This is a genomic window from Klebsiella terrigena (assembly GCF_012029655.1).
In the GTDB taxonomy this organism is placed as follows: Bacteria; Pseudomonadota; Gammaproteobacteria; order Enterobacterales; family Enterobacteriaceae; genus Klebsiella; species Klebsiella terrigena.
The window spans coordinates 1,315,419-1,328,788 of record NZ_CP050508.1 but is presented as its reverse complement, the minus strand read 5'-3'; the positions used below and the strand labels follow the sequence as shown (position 1 = coordinate 1,328,788).

Annotated in this window: 9 protein-coding genes; 3 read left to right on the top strand and 6 right to left on the bottom strand. The window is 58.5% G+C overall.

The window, feature by feature from the left end; all coding sequences use genetic code 11:
- The first annotated feature begins 102 nt into the window (after positions 1-102).
- Together HCK03_RS06360 and HCK03_RS06355 are read left to right on the top strand one after the other, a co-directional pair.
- Positions 103-1,296: an ROK family transcriptional regulator gene (locus HCK03_RS06360; RefSeq protein ID WP_041146737.1), complete on the top strand. Its 1,194-nt coding sequence runs from the start codon at positions 103-105 to the stop codon at positions 1,294-1,296.
- Between the two features lie 77 nt (positions 1,297-1,373).
- Positions 1,374-1,796: a DoxX family protein gene (locus HCK03_RS06355; protein WP_041147717.1), complete on the top strand. Its 423-nt coding sequence runs from the start codon at positions 1,374-1,376 to the stop codon at positions 1,794-1,796.
- A 66-nt stretch (positions 1,797-1,862) separates the two neighbouring features.
- On the opposite strand, the gene glyA is transcribed toward HCK03_RS06355, so the two are convergent.
- Positions 1,863-3,116 (bottom strand): serine hydroxymethyltransferase, encoded by a 1,254-nt coding sequence (gene glyA, locus HCK03_RS06350; protein WP_041146738.1) that lies wholly within the window; start codon positions 3,114-3,116, stop codon positions 1,863-1,865.
- Between the two features lie 322 nt (positions 3,117-3,438).
- Between glyA and hmpA the strand changes: the two genes are divergently transcribed.
- A complete protein-coding gene (gene hmpA / locus HCK03_RS06345; RefSeq protein WP_167691281.1) occupies positions 3,439-4,629 on the top strand; it encodes an NO-inducible flavohemoprotein in 1,191 nt (396 codons plus the stop codon).
- 37 nt (positions 4,630-4,666) lie between these two features.
- On the opposite strand, the gene glnB is transcribed toward hmpA, so the two are convergent.
- The 5 genes from glnB to purL all read right to left on the bottom strand — a co-directional run bounded on the left by glnB (position 4,667) and on the right by purL (position 13,198).
- The gene (glnB, locus tag HCK03_RS06340; protein WP_041146740.1) at positions 4,667-5,005 is read right to left on the bottom strand and encodes a nitrogen regulatory protein P-II; all 339 of its coding nucleotides are present in this window, start codon (positions 5,003-5,005) and stop codon (positions 4,667-4,669) included.
- A 160-nt stretch (positions 5,006-5,165) separates the two neighbouring features.
- Positions 5,166-6,503, bottom strand: coding sequence for a two-component system response regulator GlrR (gene glrR, locus HCK03_RS06335; protein ID WP_041146741.1), 1,338 nt, complete (start codon positions 6,501-6,503; stop codon positions 5,166-5,168).
- On the bottom strand, positions 6,490-7,194 hold the full coding sequence (gene qseG / locus HCK03_RS06330; RefSeq protein ID WP_041146742.1) for a two-component system QseEF-associated lipoprotein QseG: 705 nt from the start codon (positions 7,192-7,194) through the stop codon (positions 6,490-6,492). The genes glrR and qseG overlap by 14 nt, the downstream gene beginning before the upstream one ends.
- Positions 7,195-7,211: 17 nt before the next feature.
- Positions 7,212-8,648, bottom strand: coding sequence for a sensor histidine kinase (locus HCK03_RS06325; protein ID WP_123551840.1), 1,437 nt, complete (start codon positions 8,646-8,648; stop codon positions 7,212-7,214).
- A 662-nt stretch (positions 8,649-9,310) separates the two neighbouring features.
- The gene (gene purL, locus HCK03_RS06320) at positions 9,311-13,198 is read right to left on the bottom strand and encodes a phosphoribosylformylglycinamidine synthase (protein WP_167691280.1); all 3,888 of its coding nucleotides are present in this window, start codon (positions 13,196-13,198) and stop codon (positions 9,311-9,313) included.
- Positions 13,199-13,370 lie beyond the last annotated feature (172 nt).

Here is a 13,370-nt window from a genome sequence, read left to right as displayed (position 1 = left end):
CTAAAAGTAATTAAGTAAAAACCTGATGGAGGCGAGTTTATAATCTTGAATAGCGGTTAAAATGCGCAATGCTCACGCAATATAGTTAAGGGAGTTAAGTGTATGCAGCTAACCGGGTTCAACAACGTTCGGGTCAGGCAGGCCAACAAATCAATCTTTCTGGCCTGTTTGTGGCGGGAAAAGCAGCTCAGCAAATCGCAGCTCGCTCAGCTCAGCGGGCTTTCTATTCCGGCGGTGAGCAACATACTCGACGAGCTGCTCAGCGAAGGCCTCATCAGCCACTCCGCGGAAAAAATGAGCAATCGGGGCGTCAATAGCGGTAGTTTTCAGATCCCGCTCCACGGTGCCTGGACGCTATGCATGAACATCACCCCCACCAGCATTGAGTACCAGCTCGCCGACGCTCGCCTGCTGGCCGTCGACGCGCACCAGCATATTCGTATCGATGCGCCGACGCCTCAGGCTTTGCTGGCGGCGATTATCGACTGCTGGCGCCGCGTCCACCGCCGCTATCCGCAGCATAAAATCAACATCGCGCTGGGTGTTCACGGGCAGGTAGATCCGGTAACCGGCGTTTCGCAAACCATGCCGCAGGCGCGCTGGAAAACGCCTGTCGAACTCAAATACTTACTTGAGGAAGAGCTCGGCGTTCAGGTCAGGGTCGATAATGACTGCGCCATGCTGGCGCTGGCCGAAAAATGGCAGAACAGCGCCGCGCCGCAGGATTTTTGCGTGATCAACGTCGATTACGGTATTGGTTCATCGTTTGTTATTAACGATCAGATCTACCGCGGAAGCCTCTACGGTAGCGGCCAGATTGGCCATACGATCGTCAATCCTGATGGCTCAGCCTGCGACTGCGGGCGCTATGGCTGTCTGGAAACCATCGCCTCGCTCAGCGCGTTGAAAAAGCAGGCTCGGGTGTGGCTAAAAACCCAGCCGGAGGCGCAGCCCTCCCCTGAAAAACTCACCACCGAGTCGCTTATTGCGGCCTGGGAACAGGGCGACGTGCATATCCGCGCCTGGGTTGAACGCTCCGCCAACGCCATTGGCCTGAGCCTGTATAACTTCCTCAATCTGCTCAATATTAATCAGATATGGCTCTATGGCCGCAGCTGCGCTTTTGGCGAGCAGTGGCTAAACACCATTGTTAAACAAACCAGCTTTAACCCCTTTGACCACGGCGACGCTCCGCGCGCGCACGCTACCCAAATTAGCTTCGGTCGGCTCACGCGCCCGCAGCAGCTGCTGGGCATTGGCTATCTGTACGTGGAGGAGGCGCTGGAGAAAATTTAGGTGCCGGTCTCAATTCGTGGCGGGGAGCAAAATTGTGTATTACGTTTAAAGAACACGTCTTTCATAAGGTGCTGGTTATGAACGCATTACGCTATTTTGATTTTGGTTCCTCACGCCACGTCCTGCTCCTGATTGCGCGAATTGCCGTCGTGCTGCTGTTTATCATCTTTGGCTACCCCAAGCTGATGGGGTTTAGCGGCACCGTGCAGTATATGGCGTCATCCGGCGCGCCGCTGCCGACGCTGGCGGCGATTATCGCTATCGTGATGGAGGTTCCGGCGGCGATCCTGATTATTCTCGGCTTCTTCACGCGTCCGCTGGCGGTCATTTTTATTTTTTATACGCTGGGTACGGCGGTTATTGGCCACCACTATTGGGATATGTCCGGCGATGCGGTGCTGCCGAATATGATTAACTTCTATAAAAACGTCAGCATTGCCGGCGCCTTCCTGCTGCTGGCGATAGTCGGCCCGGGCGCCATCTCCCTCGACCGCCGTTAATCATCGGTCATCGGACGTAAAAAAGGCCGCATTCGCGGCCTTTTATTCGCTTTCAACAGCTAAGCGTTATGCGTAAACCGGGAAGCGGGCGCAGATATCCAGAACTTTACCTTTAACGCGCTCGGTTACCGCTTCGTCATTGATATTGTCCAGAATGTCACACATCCAGCCGGCCAGCTCTTTCACTTCAGCTTCTTTGAAGCCGCGGCGAGTCACCGCCGGAGAACCGATACGGATACCGGAAGTCACAAACGGGCTCTTCGGATCGTTAGGCACGCTGTTTTTGTTCACGGTGATGTTGGCGCGGCCCAGGGCGGCGTCAGCTTCTTTACCGGTCAGGTTCTTATCAACCAGATCCAGCAGGAACAGGTGGTTTTCAGTACCGCCGGAGACCACTTTGTAGCCGCGGTTCAGGAACACTTCCACCATCGCTTTGGCATTCTTAGCGACCTGCTGCTGGTAGACCTTGAACTCAGGCTCCATCGCTTCTTTCAGCGCCACGGCTTTCGCAGCGATAACGTGCATCAGCGGGCCGCCCTGGGCGCTTGGGAATACGGCAGAGTTCAGCTTTTTGTACAGCTCTTCGCTACCGCCTTTCGCCAGGATCAGGCCGCCGCGCGGACCCGCCAGGGTTTTATGGGTCGTGGTGGTCACAACGTGAGCGTGCGGAACCGGGTTCGGATAGACGTCAGCGGCGATCAGGCCGGCAACGTGGGCCATATCAACGAACAGGTAAGCGCCGATGCTGTCGGCGATTTCACGCATTTTTGCCCAGTCAACGACGCCGGAATAGGCAGAGAAGCCGCCGATGATCATCTTCGGCTTGTGGGTCTGCGCCTGCTTCGCCATGTCTTCGTAGTCAATTTTACCGGACTCATCAATACCGTAAGGGATGATGTTGTACAGCTTGCCGGAGAAGTTAACCGGGGAGCCGTGAGTCAGGTGGCCGCCCTGCGCGAGGTTCATACCGAGAACGGTATCGCCCGGCTGCAGCAGAGCGGTGTAAACCGCGAAGTTAGCCTGAGAACCGGAGTGCGGCTGCACGTTGGCGTAGTCGGCGCCAAACAGCTCTTTTGCACGGTCGATAGCCAGCTGCTCGACGATATCAACGTATTCGCAGCCGCCGTAGTAGCGCTTGCCCGGATAGCCTTCGGCATATTTGTTGGTCAGCTGAGAACCCTGAGCCTGCATAACGCGCGGGCTGGTGTAGTTCTCGGAGGCGATCAGTTCGATGTGCTCTTCCTGACGTACTTTTTCCTGCTCCATAGCCTGCCACAGTTCGGCATCATAATCGGCAATGTTCATTTCACGCTTTAACATCCGCATCTCCTGCTCAGCTAACAATAGATTACAGCTCTAAATGGGGGCCTTTTTGGGCGACGGGCCACAGTATAACTGAATCGTTCTGTGATAACAGGTCTTGACAAACGATTTTACGCAAACGTTTGGCTCCGCATGACACAAGGCTTTGAGCAATAACGCCTCTCCGATTATCAACGGATTTCTTTTCAGGTTTGTGATGCAAATTCTTCACGTTGTAACTGTTTTAATGCAGTGTGTTAAAGAACCATTTACATTACAGGGTTATTTATATAAGATGCATTTGAAATGCATCATTAAGATAATACTAAAGGAAGCTGCTATGCTCGACGCTCAAACCATCGCTACGGTCAAAGCCACCATTCCCCTGCTGGTCGAAACGGGTCCTAAGCTGACCGCCCACTTCTACGATCGCATGTTTGCTCATAACCCCGAACTCAAAGAAATCTTCAATATGAGCAACCAGCGCAACGGCGATCAGCGTGAAGCGCTGTTTAACGCTATTGCTGCCTACGCGAGCAATATCGATAACCTGGCGGCCCTGCTGCCGGCGGTAGAGAAAATCGCGCAGAAGCACACCAGCTTCCAGATCCGTCCGGAGCAGTACAATATCGTCGGCGGCCACCTGCTGGCGACGCTGGATGAAATGTTCAGCCCGGGCCAGGAAGTCCTTGATGCGTGGGGCAAAGCCTACGGCGTGCTGGCTAACGTCTTTATCAATCGCGAAGCCGAAATCTATCAGGATAGCGCCAGCAAGACCGGCGGCTGGGAAGGCACCCGCGCGTTCCGCATCGTGAAGAAAACCCCGCGCAGCGCGCTGATCACCAGCTTCGAGATGGAGCCGGTTGACGGCCAGCCGGTTGCCGACTATCAGCCGGGCCAGTATCTGGCCGTCTGGCTGAAGCCAGAAGGGTTTGAATATCAGGAGATTCGCCAGTACTCCCTGACGCGTAAGGCGGATGGTAAAGGCTATCGCATTGCCGTGAAACGCGAGAGCGGCGGCCAGGTTTCGAACTGGCTGCACAATGCGTCAAGCGAAGGGGACGTTGTCCACCTGGCGGCGCCGGCGGGCGACTTCTTCCTGACCGTTGACGCCGAAACCCCGGTAACGCTGCTCTCCGGCGGCGTCGGCCAGACGCCAATGCTGGCAATGCTGGATTCACTGGCAAAAGCGCGGCATCCGGCGCAGGTTAACTGGTTCCACGCGGCGGAAAACGGCGAGGTTCACGCCTTTGCCGATGAGGTCAGCGCGCTGGGCGCGGCCCTGCCTAAGTTTGCGTCTCACGTCTGGTATCGCAGCCCAGGCGAAGAGGACCGTCAGGCGGCGCGTTTTAATAGCGAAGGTTTGATGGATTTGACCGCTCAGGCAGAGAGCCTGCGCGACCCGCTGATGCAGTACTACCTCTGCGGCCCTGTGGCCTTTATGCAGCATGCGGCAAAGCAGCTGGTGGCGCTTGGCGTCAATAGCGAGCGCATTCATTACGAATGCTTCGGCCCGCACAAGGTACTGTAATTGATGACCCTCTCCCCGCCGGGGAGAGGGTTAAAACTTAAATCGCTTCGTCGTCTTCTTCGCCGGTACGGATACGGATCACGCGCGCCACGTCAAAGACAAAGATTTTACCATCGCCGATTTTACCGGTCTGCGCCGTGCGGATAATGGTATCGACGCAGGTATCGACGATATCATCCGTGACCACGATTTCGATTTTCACTTTTGGCAGAAAATCCACCATGTACTCCGCACCGCGGTACAGCTCGGTATGGCCCTTCTGGCGGCCAAAGCCCTTCACTTCCGTTACCGTCATCCCGGTGATGCCGACTTCCGCCAGCGCTTCACGCACGTCATCCAGCTTGAAAGGTTTAATAATCGCATCAATCTTTTTCATGGTTTTCCTGTCTTAGAGCCTATCCCACTAAGGCTATTTTACTTGCCATTTTGAACCTGGGCAGTGCTCAAACTGCCTGCGACAATAACGCCTACTGGGATAGGCTCTTATTCGCGTAACCGGTTGCTTACCGTATCATAACTTGCGCTATGGCGCGGAGCTACTCTTTAAAGTCGTTGGCGTCGAGCTCGTGGCGCGACAGCAGTTTATAAAATTCGGTGCGATTGCGCCCGGCCATTCTGGCCGCGTGCGTCACGTTACCTTTGGTAATTTGCAGCAGCTTGCGCAGGTAGTTCAGCTCAAACTGATTACGCGCCTCAACGAAGGTCGGCAGCGCGGTATTTTCGCCTTCCAGCGCCTGCTCCACCAGCGCATCGCTGATCACCGGCGAGGAGGTCAGCGCCACGCACTGCTCAATCACGTTCACCAGCTGGCGCACGTTGCCCGGCCATTTGGCGGCCATCAGCCGCTTCATCGCGTCGGTCGAGAAGGCGCGAACAAACGGCTTATGCCGGTCGGCCGACTGGCGCAGCAGATGGTTGGCAAGAAGCGGAATATCCTCGGTGCGATCGGCGAGAGGCGGGATCTTGAGGTTCACCACGTTCAGGCGATAAAACAGATCTTCGCGGAACTCGCCGCGCGCCATCGCCTTAGGCAGGTCGCGGTGGGTGGCGGAGACGATGCGCACGTCGATGTCGATGTCGCGGTTGCTGCCCAACGGGCGAACCTTGCGCTCCTGCAGAACGCGCAGCAGTTTGACCTGCAGAGCCACCGGCATATCGCCGATCTCATCGAGAAACAGCGTGCCCCCTTCGGCGGCCTGAAACAGCCCTTCCCGATTGCTGACCGCGCCGGTAAAGGCGCCGCGAGCGTGGCCAAACAGCTCCGACTCCAGCAGCTGCTCCGGCAGGGCGCCGCAGTTAATGGCGACAAAGGGCTTGGCGTGGCGCGGGCTGGCGTTATGGATCGCCTGGGCGACGATCTCTTTGCCGGTGCCGCTCTGGCCGTTAATCAGCACGCTGACGTCCGACTGCGCCACCATGCCCGCCTGCTCCAGCAGGCGCTGCATCAGCGGGCTACGGGTCACAATCGCCTGACGCCAGCGCTCATCCGTCGTCGGCGCGCTGTGCTCCAGCGCGTCATCAATGGCTTTGTACAGCGCGTCCTTGTCTACCGGCTTGGTCAGGAAGCTGAACACGCCCTGCTGGGTCGCCGCCACCGCATCAGGAATCGAGCCGTGGGCGGTGAGAATAATCACCGGCATTCCCGGCTGCACCTTCTGGATTTCGGCAAATAGCTGCAGGCCGTCCATTTCATCCATACGCAAATCGCTGACCACCAGGTCGACCTTATCGCGCCCCAGCACGCGCAGCGCTTCGGGCCCGCTTTCGGCAGTGGTCACGCTGTAGCCTTCGCTGACAAGACGCATCCCCAGCAGCTTCAGCAGCCCTGGGTCATCGTCCACCAGCAGCAGGCGCGCGGGTTTACGGCTCGTCATGCGTGGCCTCCGGGATTTTTTCGCCGCCGTGCCCGACGTCAGAATTAAAATTTCCGCCCGGCTTGCGGGTGGAGAGCTGACGCTCGATATCGGTGAGGTTTTCCAGCTTACGCGTGGTGAGTTCCAGCTCGCCGCGCAGCTGCTGCTCCTGCTGGCGCAGCGCGTCGAGCTCGGCATCGCTGGTCTGCTGTAGCTTCGCGTAGCGGGAGCGCTCGTCCACCAGCTGCAGCTGTCGGCTCTGGCCGTCGCGCCAGAGCTGGTAAAGCGGGCGCACCTGCACGGCTATTTGCGAGCTGAAGGTGTCCAGGCGAGAAACCAGCTCGCGCCGCTCGTCGGGGGTAATTTTGGCGTCCGCCAGCAAAATGCCGCGCTTAAACGCATCCTGCCAGCGGTCGTCACCGTGCAGCCGGGCTTCCGCCCGCGCCTGCACCGGAGAAAGGCGATCGGCGCAGTCAATTCCGCGTAGCCAGTAGAGCGGATTTTTGTCGCTGATATCCCCGTTCAGGGACCAGATATCCGCGCACTCAACCGAGAGGAAATCCGCCACCTGATGCTGCGGCAGCTCGGGCTGCGCTTTGTCGCTTGCCGTGTGCGGTGATAAAGCCGTGGAACATCCGGCCAGCGCCAGGCAGGAAACGCCGGTCAGCAGCCAGACCTTGACGGGACGAACCCATGCGAAAAAGTGGGACATAGTCACCCATTGTTGATTCATGTGTTGATTTTTCCCGGCTCGGCGGCGGGTAGCGTGATGCGAAAACAGATAAGCCCGGGTAGATCGTCGACCAGGCTTAGCTCGCCCTGCATTTGTCGAACGCAGTCCCGCGCAATGCTTAGCCCGAGGCCGCTGCCTTTTACCGCCCCTTTACGCTGGTGACTTCCCTGATAAAAGGGCTCAAATATCATTTTTCTTTCCACTGGCGGTATCGGCTCGCCGCTGTTGCTTACGTCGATGCGCACCTGCTCGCCGTGCCGGTAGCTATGAATATGAATGTTACCGGATTCAGCACCATAGTGCACCGCATTGGAGTAGAGATTGTCCAGCACGCTCGCCAGCAAAGCCGGCTCCGCCTGGCAGAACCGGGCCTCCAGGCTGAGTTCCGTGCGCATCAGTTTAGCTCTTGCCGGCAGGCTGTGGGCAGAGACCACGCTTTCGACCAGTTCCGCAAGGTTAACCGTTTCGCGCGACACCGGGCCGTCGGCCTGTTTACGGTTGTAATCAAGCAGCTGTTCAATCAGCTTTTGCAGGTTGCGGCTGCTGGCGTCGAGGATCTCAACAATCTCCTGCTGCTCGGCGGTCAAAGGTCCGGCAACGCGGTCGGCAAGCAGCTCCGTACCTTCGCGCATGCTGGCTAAGGGCGTTTTCAGCTCATGGGAGAGATGGCGCAAAAACTGATGCCGCTGCGACTCCAGCCAGGCCAGGCGCTCGCTCAGCCAGATAATGCGTTCGCCGACCGAGCGTAGCTCGCGCGGCCCGGTGAACAGCGCCGCGTTATCCAGCGACTTCCCTTCTCCCAGCCGGTTAATCATCTTCTCAATCCCCTTTACCGGGCCGATGATCATCCGGGTAAACAGCAGCACCAGCGCCAGGCTCAGCAGGAACAGCACCAGCGCCTGCCAGCCGAAGAACTGCCCGCGTTCGGCGATCTCCTGCTGCAGCTGCTGGCCGCGCGAATAGACGACCGTTCGGGTGGCCTGCACCATGACGCTGTTGGCCGTGGCGAAGGCTTCCAGACTCTCTGCTGACTTCGCGTCGGGGCTGCTGTTTTTGCACCTCAGCTGCGCCAGGTCGCTCAAATCCTGGCTCAGGGCCTGCCAAATTTTCTCATCCGGCAGCACGCCGGCGTGGGCGTCCAGCATTTCGCTGTAGCGCTTGCGCTGATTTTGATAAACCTTCGCCAGCGTCGGATCGTCCAGCACGCAGTACTGGCGGTAGCTGCGCTCCATTTCCAGCGAAGCGTTAACCATCGCCTCGCTGCGCCGGGCGTCAACCAGGGTGGTGCGGTTGATGTGCGCGGCCTGGGCGCTGAGAGCGTTCAGGCTCTGCCACGCCTGCCAGGCCAGAACCAGCAGCGGTAGCAGGATCAGCACAAAAGAGAGCGTCACCAGCTGGCGCAACGAGCGGGGGAAAAGGGAGAGTCGCTTCAAGTATATAGCCTCAAACATTCGCTTAAGACGATGCTAACCGAGGACGCCGCAGAGTAACAGGTGCAATCCGCAGTTCTGTCGCAGGAAGGGAGACGGGTCGGGGCATTTCACGTCAACGGCGCGGGTCATCATCCCCGCGCGCCGACGGCTTGCCATACGGCGGACATAATAAAGCCAGGCATTTGCCTGGCTTTATTAAGAAATAAGGCGGTGCCTAACTCGACGTTTCGCCCGATGGCTGATAAAGCAGAGCTATTATCAGGAGTTGGACGGCAGGCACCTTGTTGTGCGTCATTCGAAGTTTATGTAGCGCGTCCCGAAGGGGCTGACATAAGAAGGTGAATGAGCCACTGCCTATTATTATGCATGTTCTATGCCACATTACAAAACATTTTATTAACACAATGAAATGTAAATGGTTTTCTATATTTTACACCCTTGACGGCGATGTCTGTTTTTTAGCCACTCCGTCGCCATTTAGCGACACTTAAACGCTGACTTAGCAACCCTGTTTAAAATCAATGGGTTAAATGTCTCCTTTTAGAGACACTCCTCCCCGGCGTTTGTCGGTAAATCCCGACACCCTGCAGCGATAGCCATCACAAACAAAAAGGCCCCCCGCTTTCGCGGGAGGCCTTTTAGAGCATCAGCCAGGGTTCGGTTTAGCCCAGCTGCTTACGCGCGTTGCGGAAAATACGCATCCACGGGCTGTCTTCGCCCCAGTTTTCCGGGTGCCAGGAGTTGGCCACGCTGCGGAAGACGCGCTCAGGGTGCGGCATCATAATGGTGGCGCGACCGCTTTCGCTGGTAACGGCGGTAATCCCGTTCGGCGAGCCGTTCGGGTTCGCCGGGTAGCTTTCGGTCACTTTACCGAAGTTATCGACGAAACGCAGCGCGACCAGGCCTTTGCTCTCAAGCTGCGCCAGATGCGCGCCGTCGCGAACCTCCACCTGCCCTTCACCGTGAGACACGGCGATAGGCATCATTGAGCCGACCATCCCCTGCAGCAGCAGAGACGGGCTTTGCGTCACTTCAACCAGGCTGAAGCGCGCCTCAAAGCGGTCAGAGTAGTTACGTACGAAGCGCGGCCACAGGTCGCTTCCCGGGATCAGCTCCCGCAGGTTGGACATCATCTGACAGCCGTTACACACGCCCAGCGCCAGGGTCTGCGGACGATGGAAGAAGGTCGCAAACTCATCGCGCACGCGGTCGTTGAACAGAATCGATTTCGCCCAGCCTTCGCCCGCGCCCAGCACGTCGCCGTAAGAGAAGCCGCCGCAGGCCACCAGCGCCTGGAAGTCGGCAAGGCCGGTACGGCCCGCAAGCAGGTCGCTCATGTGCACGTCAACGGCATCAAAGCCCGCGCGATGGAAGGCCGCGGCCATCTCAACGTGCGAGTTAACGCCCTGCTCGCGCAGTACCGCCACCTTCGGACGCGCGCCGGTCGCAATGTACGGCGCGGCAATATCTTCGTTGATATCGAAAGAGAGCTTAACGTTGAGGCCAGGATCGCTGTCGTTGCTTTTCGCGGCGTGCTCGCTATCGGCACACTCGGGGTTATCGCGCAGACGCTGCATCTGCCAGGTGGTTTCTGCCCACCACATACGCAGCGTAGAGCGGCTTTCGCTGAATACCGGGCTGCCGTTGGCGGTGATGACGAAGCGATCGCTCGCCGTTGCCTGACCCAGGTAGTGGGTGCACTCCGCCAGACCGTGGGAGGCCAGCAGCGCTTCAACCGCCTCGCGATCCGCAGCGCGAACCTGAATAACCGCCCCGAGCTCTTCGTTGAACAGCGCCGCCAGGCTATCGTCGCCCAGCGCAGCGATATCCACATCCACGCCACAATGGCCGGTGAAGGCCATTTCGGCCAGCGTCACCAGCAGGCCGCCGTCGGAACGGTCGTGGTATGCCAGCAGCTTGCGTTCAGCCACCAGCGCCTGCATTGCGTCCCAGTAGCCTTTCAGCTGCGCGACGTCGCGAACGTCTGCCGGGGTATCGCCCAGCTGGCGATAAACCTGCGCCAGCGCGGTCGCGCCCAGCGCGTTGTGGCCGTTGCCTAAATCAATCAGCAGCAGGGCGTTGTCTTCGGTCAAGAGCTGCGGCGTCACGGTGCGACGCACGTCTTCCACGCGGGCAAAGGCGGTGATCACCAGCGACAGCGGAGAGGTCATCTCGCGCTGCTCGCTGCCTTCCTGCCAGCGGGTTTTCATCGACATAGAATCTTTGCCGACCGGGATAGTCAGGCCCAGAGCCGGGCACAGCTCTTCGCCAACCGCTTTCACCGCTTCGTACAGACCGGCATCTTCGCCCGGGTGTCCGGCCGCTGCCATCCAGTTTGCCGAAAGCTTCACGCGATTCAGCGCGCCAATTTGCGTTGCCGCCACGTTGGTCAGCGCTTCTCCGACCGCCAGGCGGGCGGAGGCGGCGAAATCGAGTAATGCCACCGGCGAACGTTCGCCAAGGGCCATCGCTTCGCCGTAGTAGCTATCGAGGCTGGCGGTGGTAACCGCGCAGTTCGCCACCGGGATCTGCCACGGGCCAACCATCTGGTCGCGCGCCACCATACCGGTAACGGTGCGGTCGCCGATGGTGACGAGGAAGGTTTTCTCCGCCACCGCCGGCAGGTGCAGAACGCGATTTACCGCGTCGGCAACGGTCATTCCCTGGCGATTCAGCGCTTCGCCTTTGGCCTTCAGGGTCTGCACGTCGCGGGTCATTTTCGGCGTTTTGCCCAACAGCACGTCCAGCGGCAGATCGATCGGCTGGTCGTTGAAATGGCTGTCGCTCATATTCAGATGCAGCTCTTCGGTAGCGTCGCCAATCACGGCGTAAGGCGCGCGCTCGCGGCGGCACAGCTCGTCAAACAGCGGCAGCTGGTCCGGCGCCACTGCTAATACGTAGCGCTCCTGGGATTCGTTACACCAGATTTCCAGCGGGCTCATGCCCGGCTCGTCGCTGAGGATATCGCGCAGCTGGAATTTACCGCCGCGGCCGCCGTCGCTCACCAGCTCCGGCATGGCGTTCGAAAGGCCGCCCGCGCCGACGTCGTGGATAAACAGAATCGGGTTGGCGTCGCCCAGCTGCCAGCAGCGGTCAATGACCTCCTGGCAGCGACGTTCCATTTCCGGGTTGTCGCGCTGGACGGAGGCGAAATCGAGGTCCGCATCAGACTGACCGGATGCCATAGACGAGGCCGCACCGCCGCCGAGGCCAATGTTCATCGCCGGGCCGCCGAGCACGATAAGCTTCGCCCCAACGATAATTTCGCCTTTCTGGACATGATCGGCGCGGATGTTGCCGATGCCGCCAGCCAGCATGATCGGCTTGTGGTAGCCGCGCAGCTCTTCACCGTTGTGGCTGGTCACCTTTTCTTCATAGGTGCGGAAGTAGCCGTTCAGCGCCGGACGACCAAATTCGTTGTTAAACGCCGCGCCGCCCAGCGGACCGTCGGTCATGATATCCAGCGCGGTCACGATGCGGTCCGGTTTGCCAAAGTCTTCTTCCCACGGCTGTTCAAAGCCCGGGATGCGCAGGTTAGAGACCGAGAACCCGACCAGGCCCGCTTTGGGTTTCGCCCCGCGTCCGGTTGCGCCTTCATCGCGGATTTCACCGCCGGAACCGGTCGCTGCGCCCGGCCACGGAGAAATCGCCGTCGGGTGGTTGTGCGTTTCTACCTTCATCAGGATATGCGCCGCTTCCTGATGGTAGTCATAAATCCCGTCCTGATGGCTGGCGAAGAAGCGCCCGACCTCAGAACCTTCCATGACCGCGGCGTTGTCTTTGTAAGCGGACAGAACGTAGTCCGGGGTCTTCTCAAAGGTATTTTTGATCATCTTAAACAGCGACTTCGGCTGCTGTTCGCCGTCGATGACCCAATCGGCGTTAAAAATCTTGTGGCGGCAGTGCTCGGAGTTGGCCTGCGCGAACATATACAGTTCGATATCGTTCGGGTTACGGCCCAGCGTTTTGAAAGCATCCTGCAGGTAGTCGATTTCGTCATCCGCCAGCGCCAGCCCCAGACGGAGGTTAGCGTCAATTAGCGCCTGACGGCCCTGGCCCAGCAGATCGACGCTGGTGACAGGCTTAGGCTGATGCTGAGCGAACAGCTTCGCGCCCTCTTCCAGCGCGTCGAATACGCTTTCCATCATTCGGTCGTGCAGCTCATCTGCAACAACGGCCCACTGCTCTGCGCTCAGCGTGCTGGCTTCAACGTAGTACGCTACGCCGCGCTCAAGGCGCACAACCTGTGCCAGGCCGCAGTTATGGGCGATATCGGTAGCTTTAGAAGACCAGGGGGAGATGGTGCCAGGGCGGGGGGTGACGAGCAGTAATTTACCGGTTGGGGTATGGCTACTTAAGCTTGGGCCATACTTGAGCAGTCGTGCCAGCCTCTCGCGATCCTCACCGCCGAGCGGGGCGTTCAGGTCGGCAAAATGAACATACTCTGCATATATTGTGCTTACCGGTATGTTGGCCGCCTGGAAACGTGCCAGCAGTTTATTGATACGAAATGCCGACAGTGCAGGTGAACCACGCAAAATTTCCATCATAAGTCTCTCGTCTTCGAAGCTTTCAATATGAGCCAGGGGGGAAACGGGCGCTATTATAGTGAATCCTGCGCCCTGACGAAACCGTTTGCGTGGAAATAAAATCATTCGTCGCGTTTATCATTAAATGTGACCTCTATCGCGAATAAGTTGCCAACTGGCGCATTCTTAAGCA

Excerpts from the sequence above, each read along its gene's own strand:
- purL (WP_167691280.1), bottom strand. The coding sequence starts at position 13,198 with ATGATGGAAATTTTGCGTGGTTCACCTGCACTGTCGGCATTTCGTATC.
- HCK03_RS06360 (WP_041146737.1), top strand. The coding sequence starts at position 103 with ATGCAGCTAACCGGGTTCAACAACGTTCGGGTCAGGCAGGCCAACAAA.
- qseG (WP_041146742.1), bottom strand. The coding sequence starts at position 7,194 with ATGTCCCACTTTTTCGCATGGGTTCGTCCCGTCAAGGTCTGGCTGCTG.
- glnB (WP_041146740.1), bottom strand. The coding sequence starts at position 5,005 with ATGAAAAAGATTGATGCGATTATTAAACCTTTCAAGCTGGATGACGTG.
- glrR (WP_041146741.1), bottom strand. The coding sequence starts at position 6,503 with ATGACGAGCCGTAAACCCGCGCGCCTGCTGCTGGTGGACGATGACCCA.
- hmpA (WP_167691281.1), top strand. The coding sequence starts at position 3,439 with ATGCTCGACGCTCAAACCATCGCTACGGTCAAAGCCACCATTCCCCTG.
- glyA (WP_041146738.1), bottom strand. The coding sequence starts at position 3,116 with ATGTTAAAGCGTGAAATGAACATTGCCGATTATGATGCCGAACTGTGG.
- HCK03_RS06355 (WP_041147717.1), top strand. The coding sequence starts at position 1,374 with ATGAACGCATTACGCTATTTTGATTTTGGTTCCTCACGCCACGTCCTG.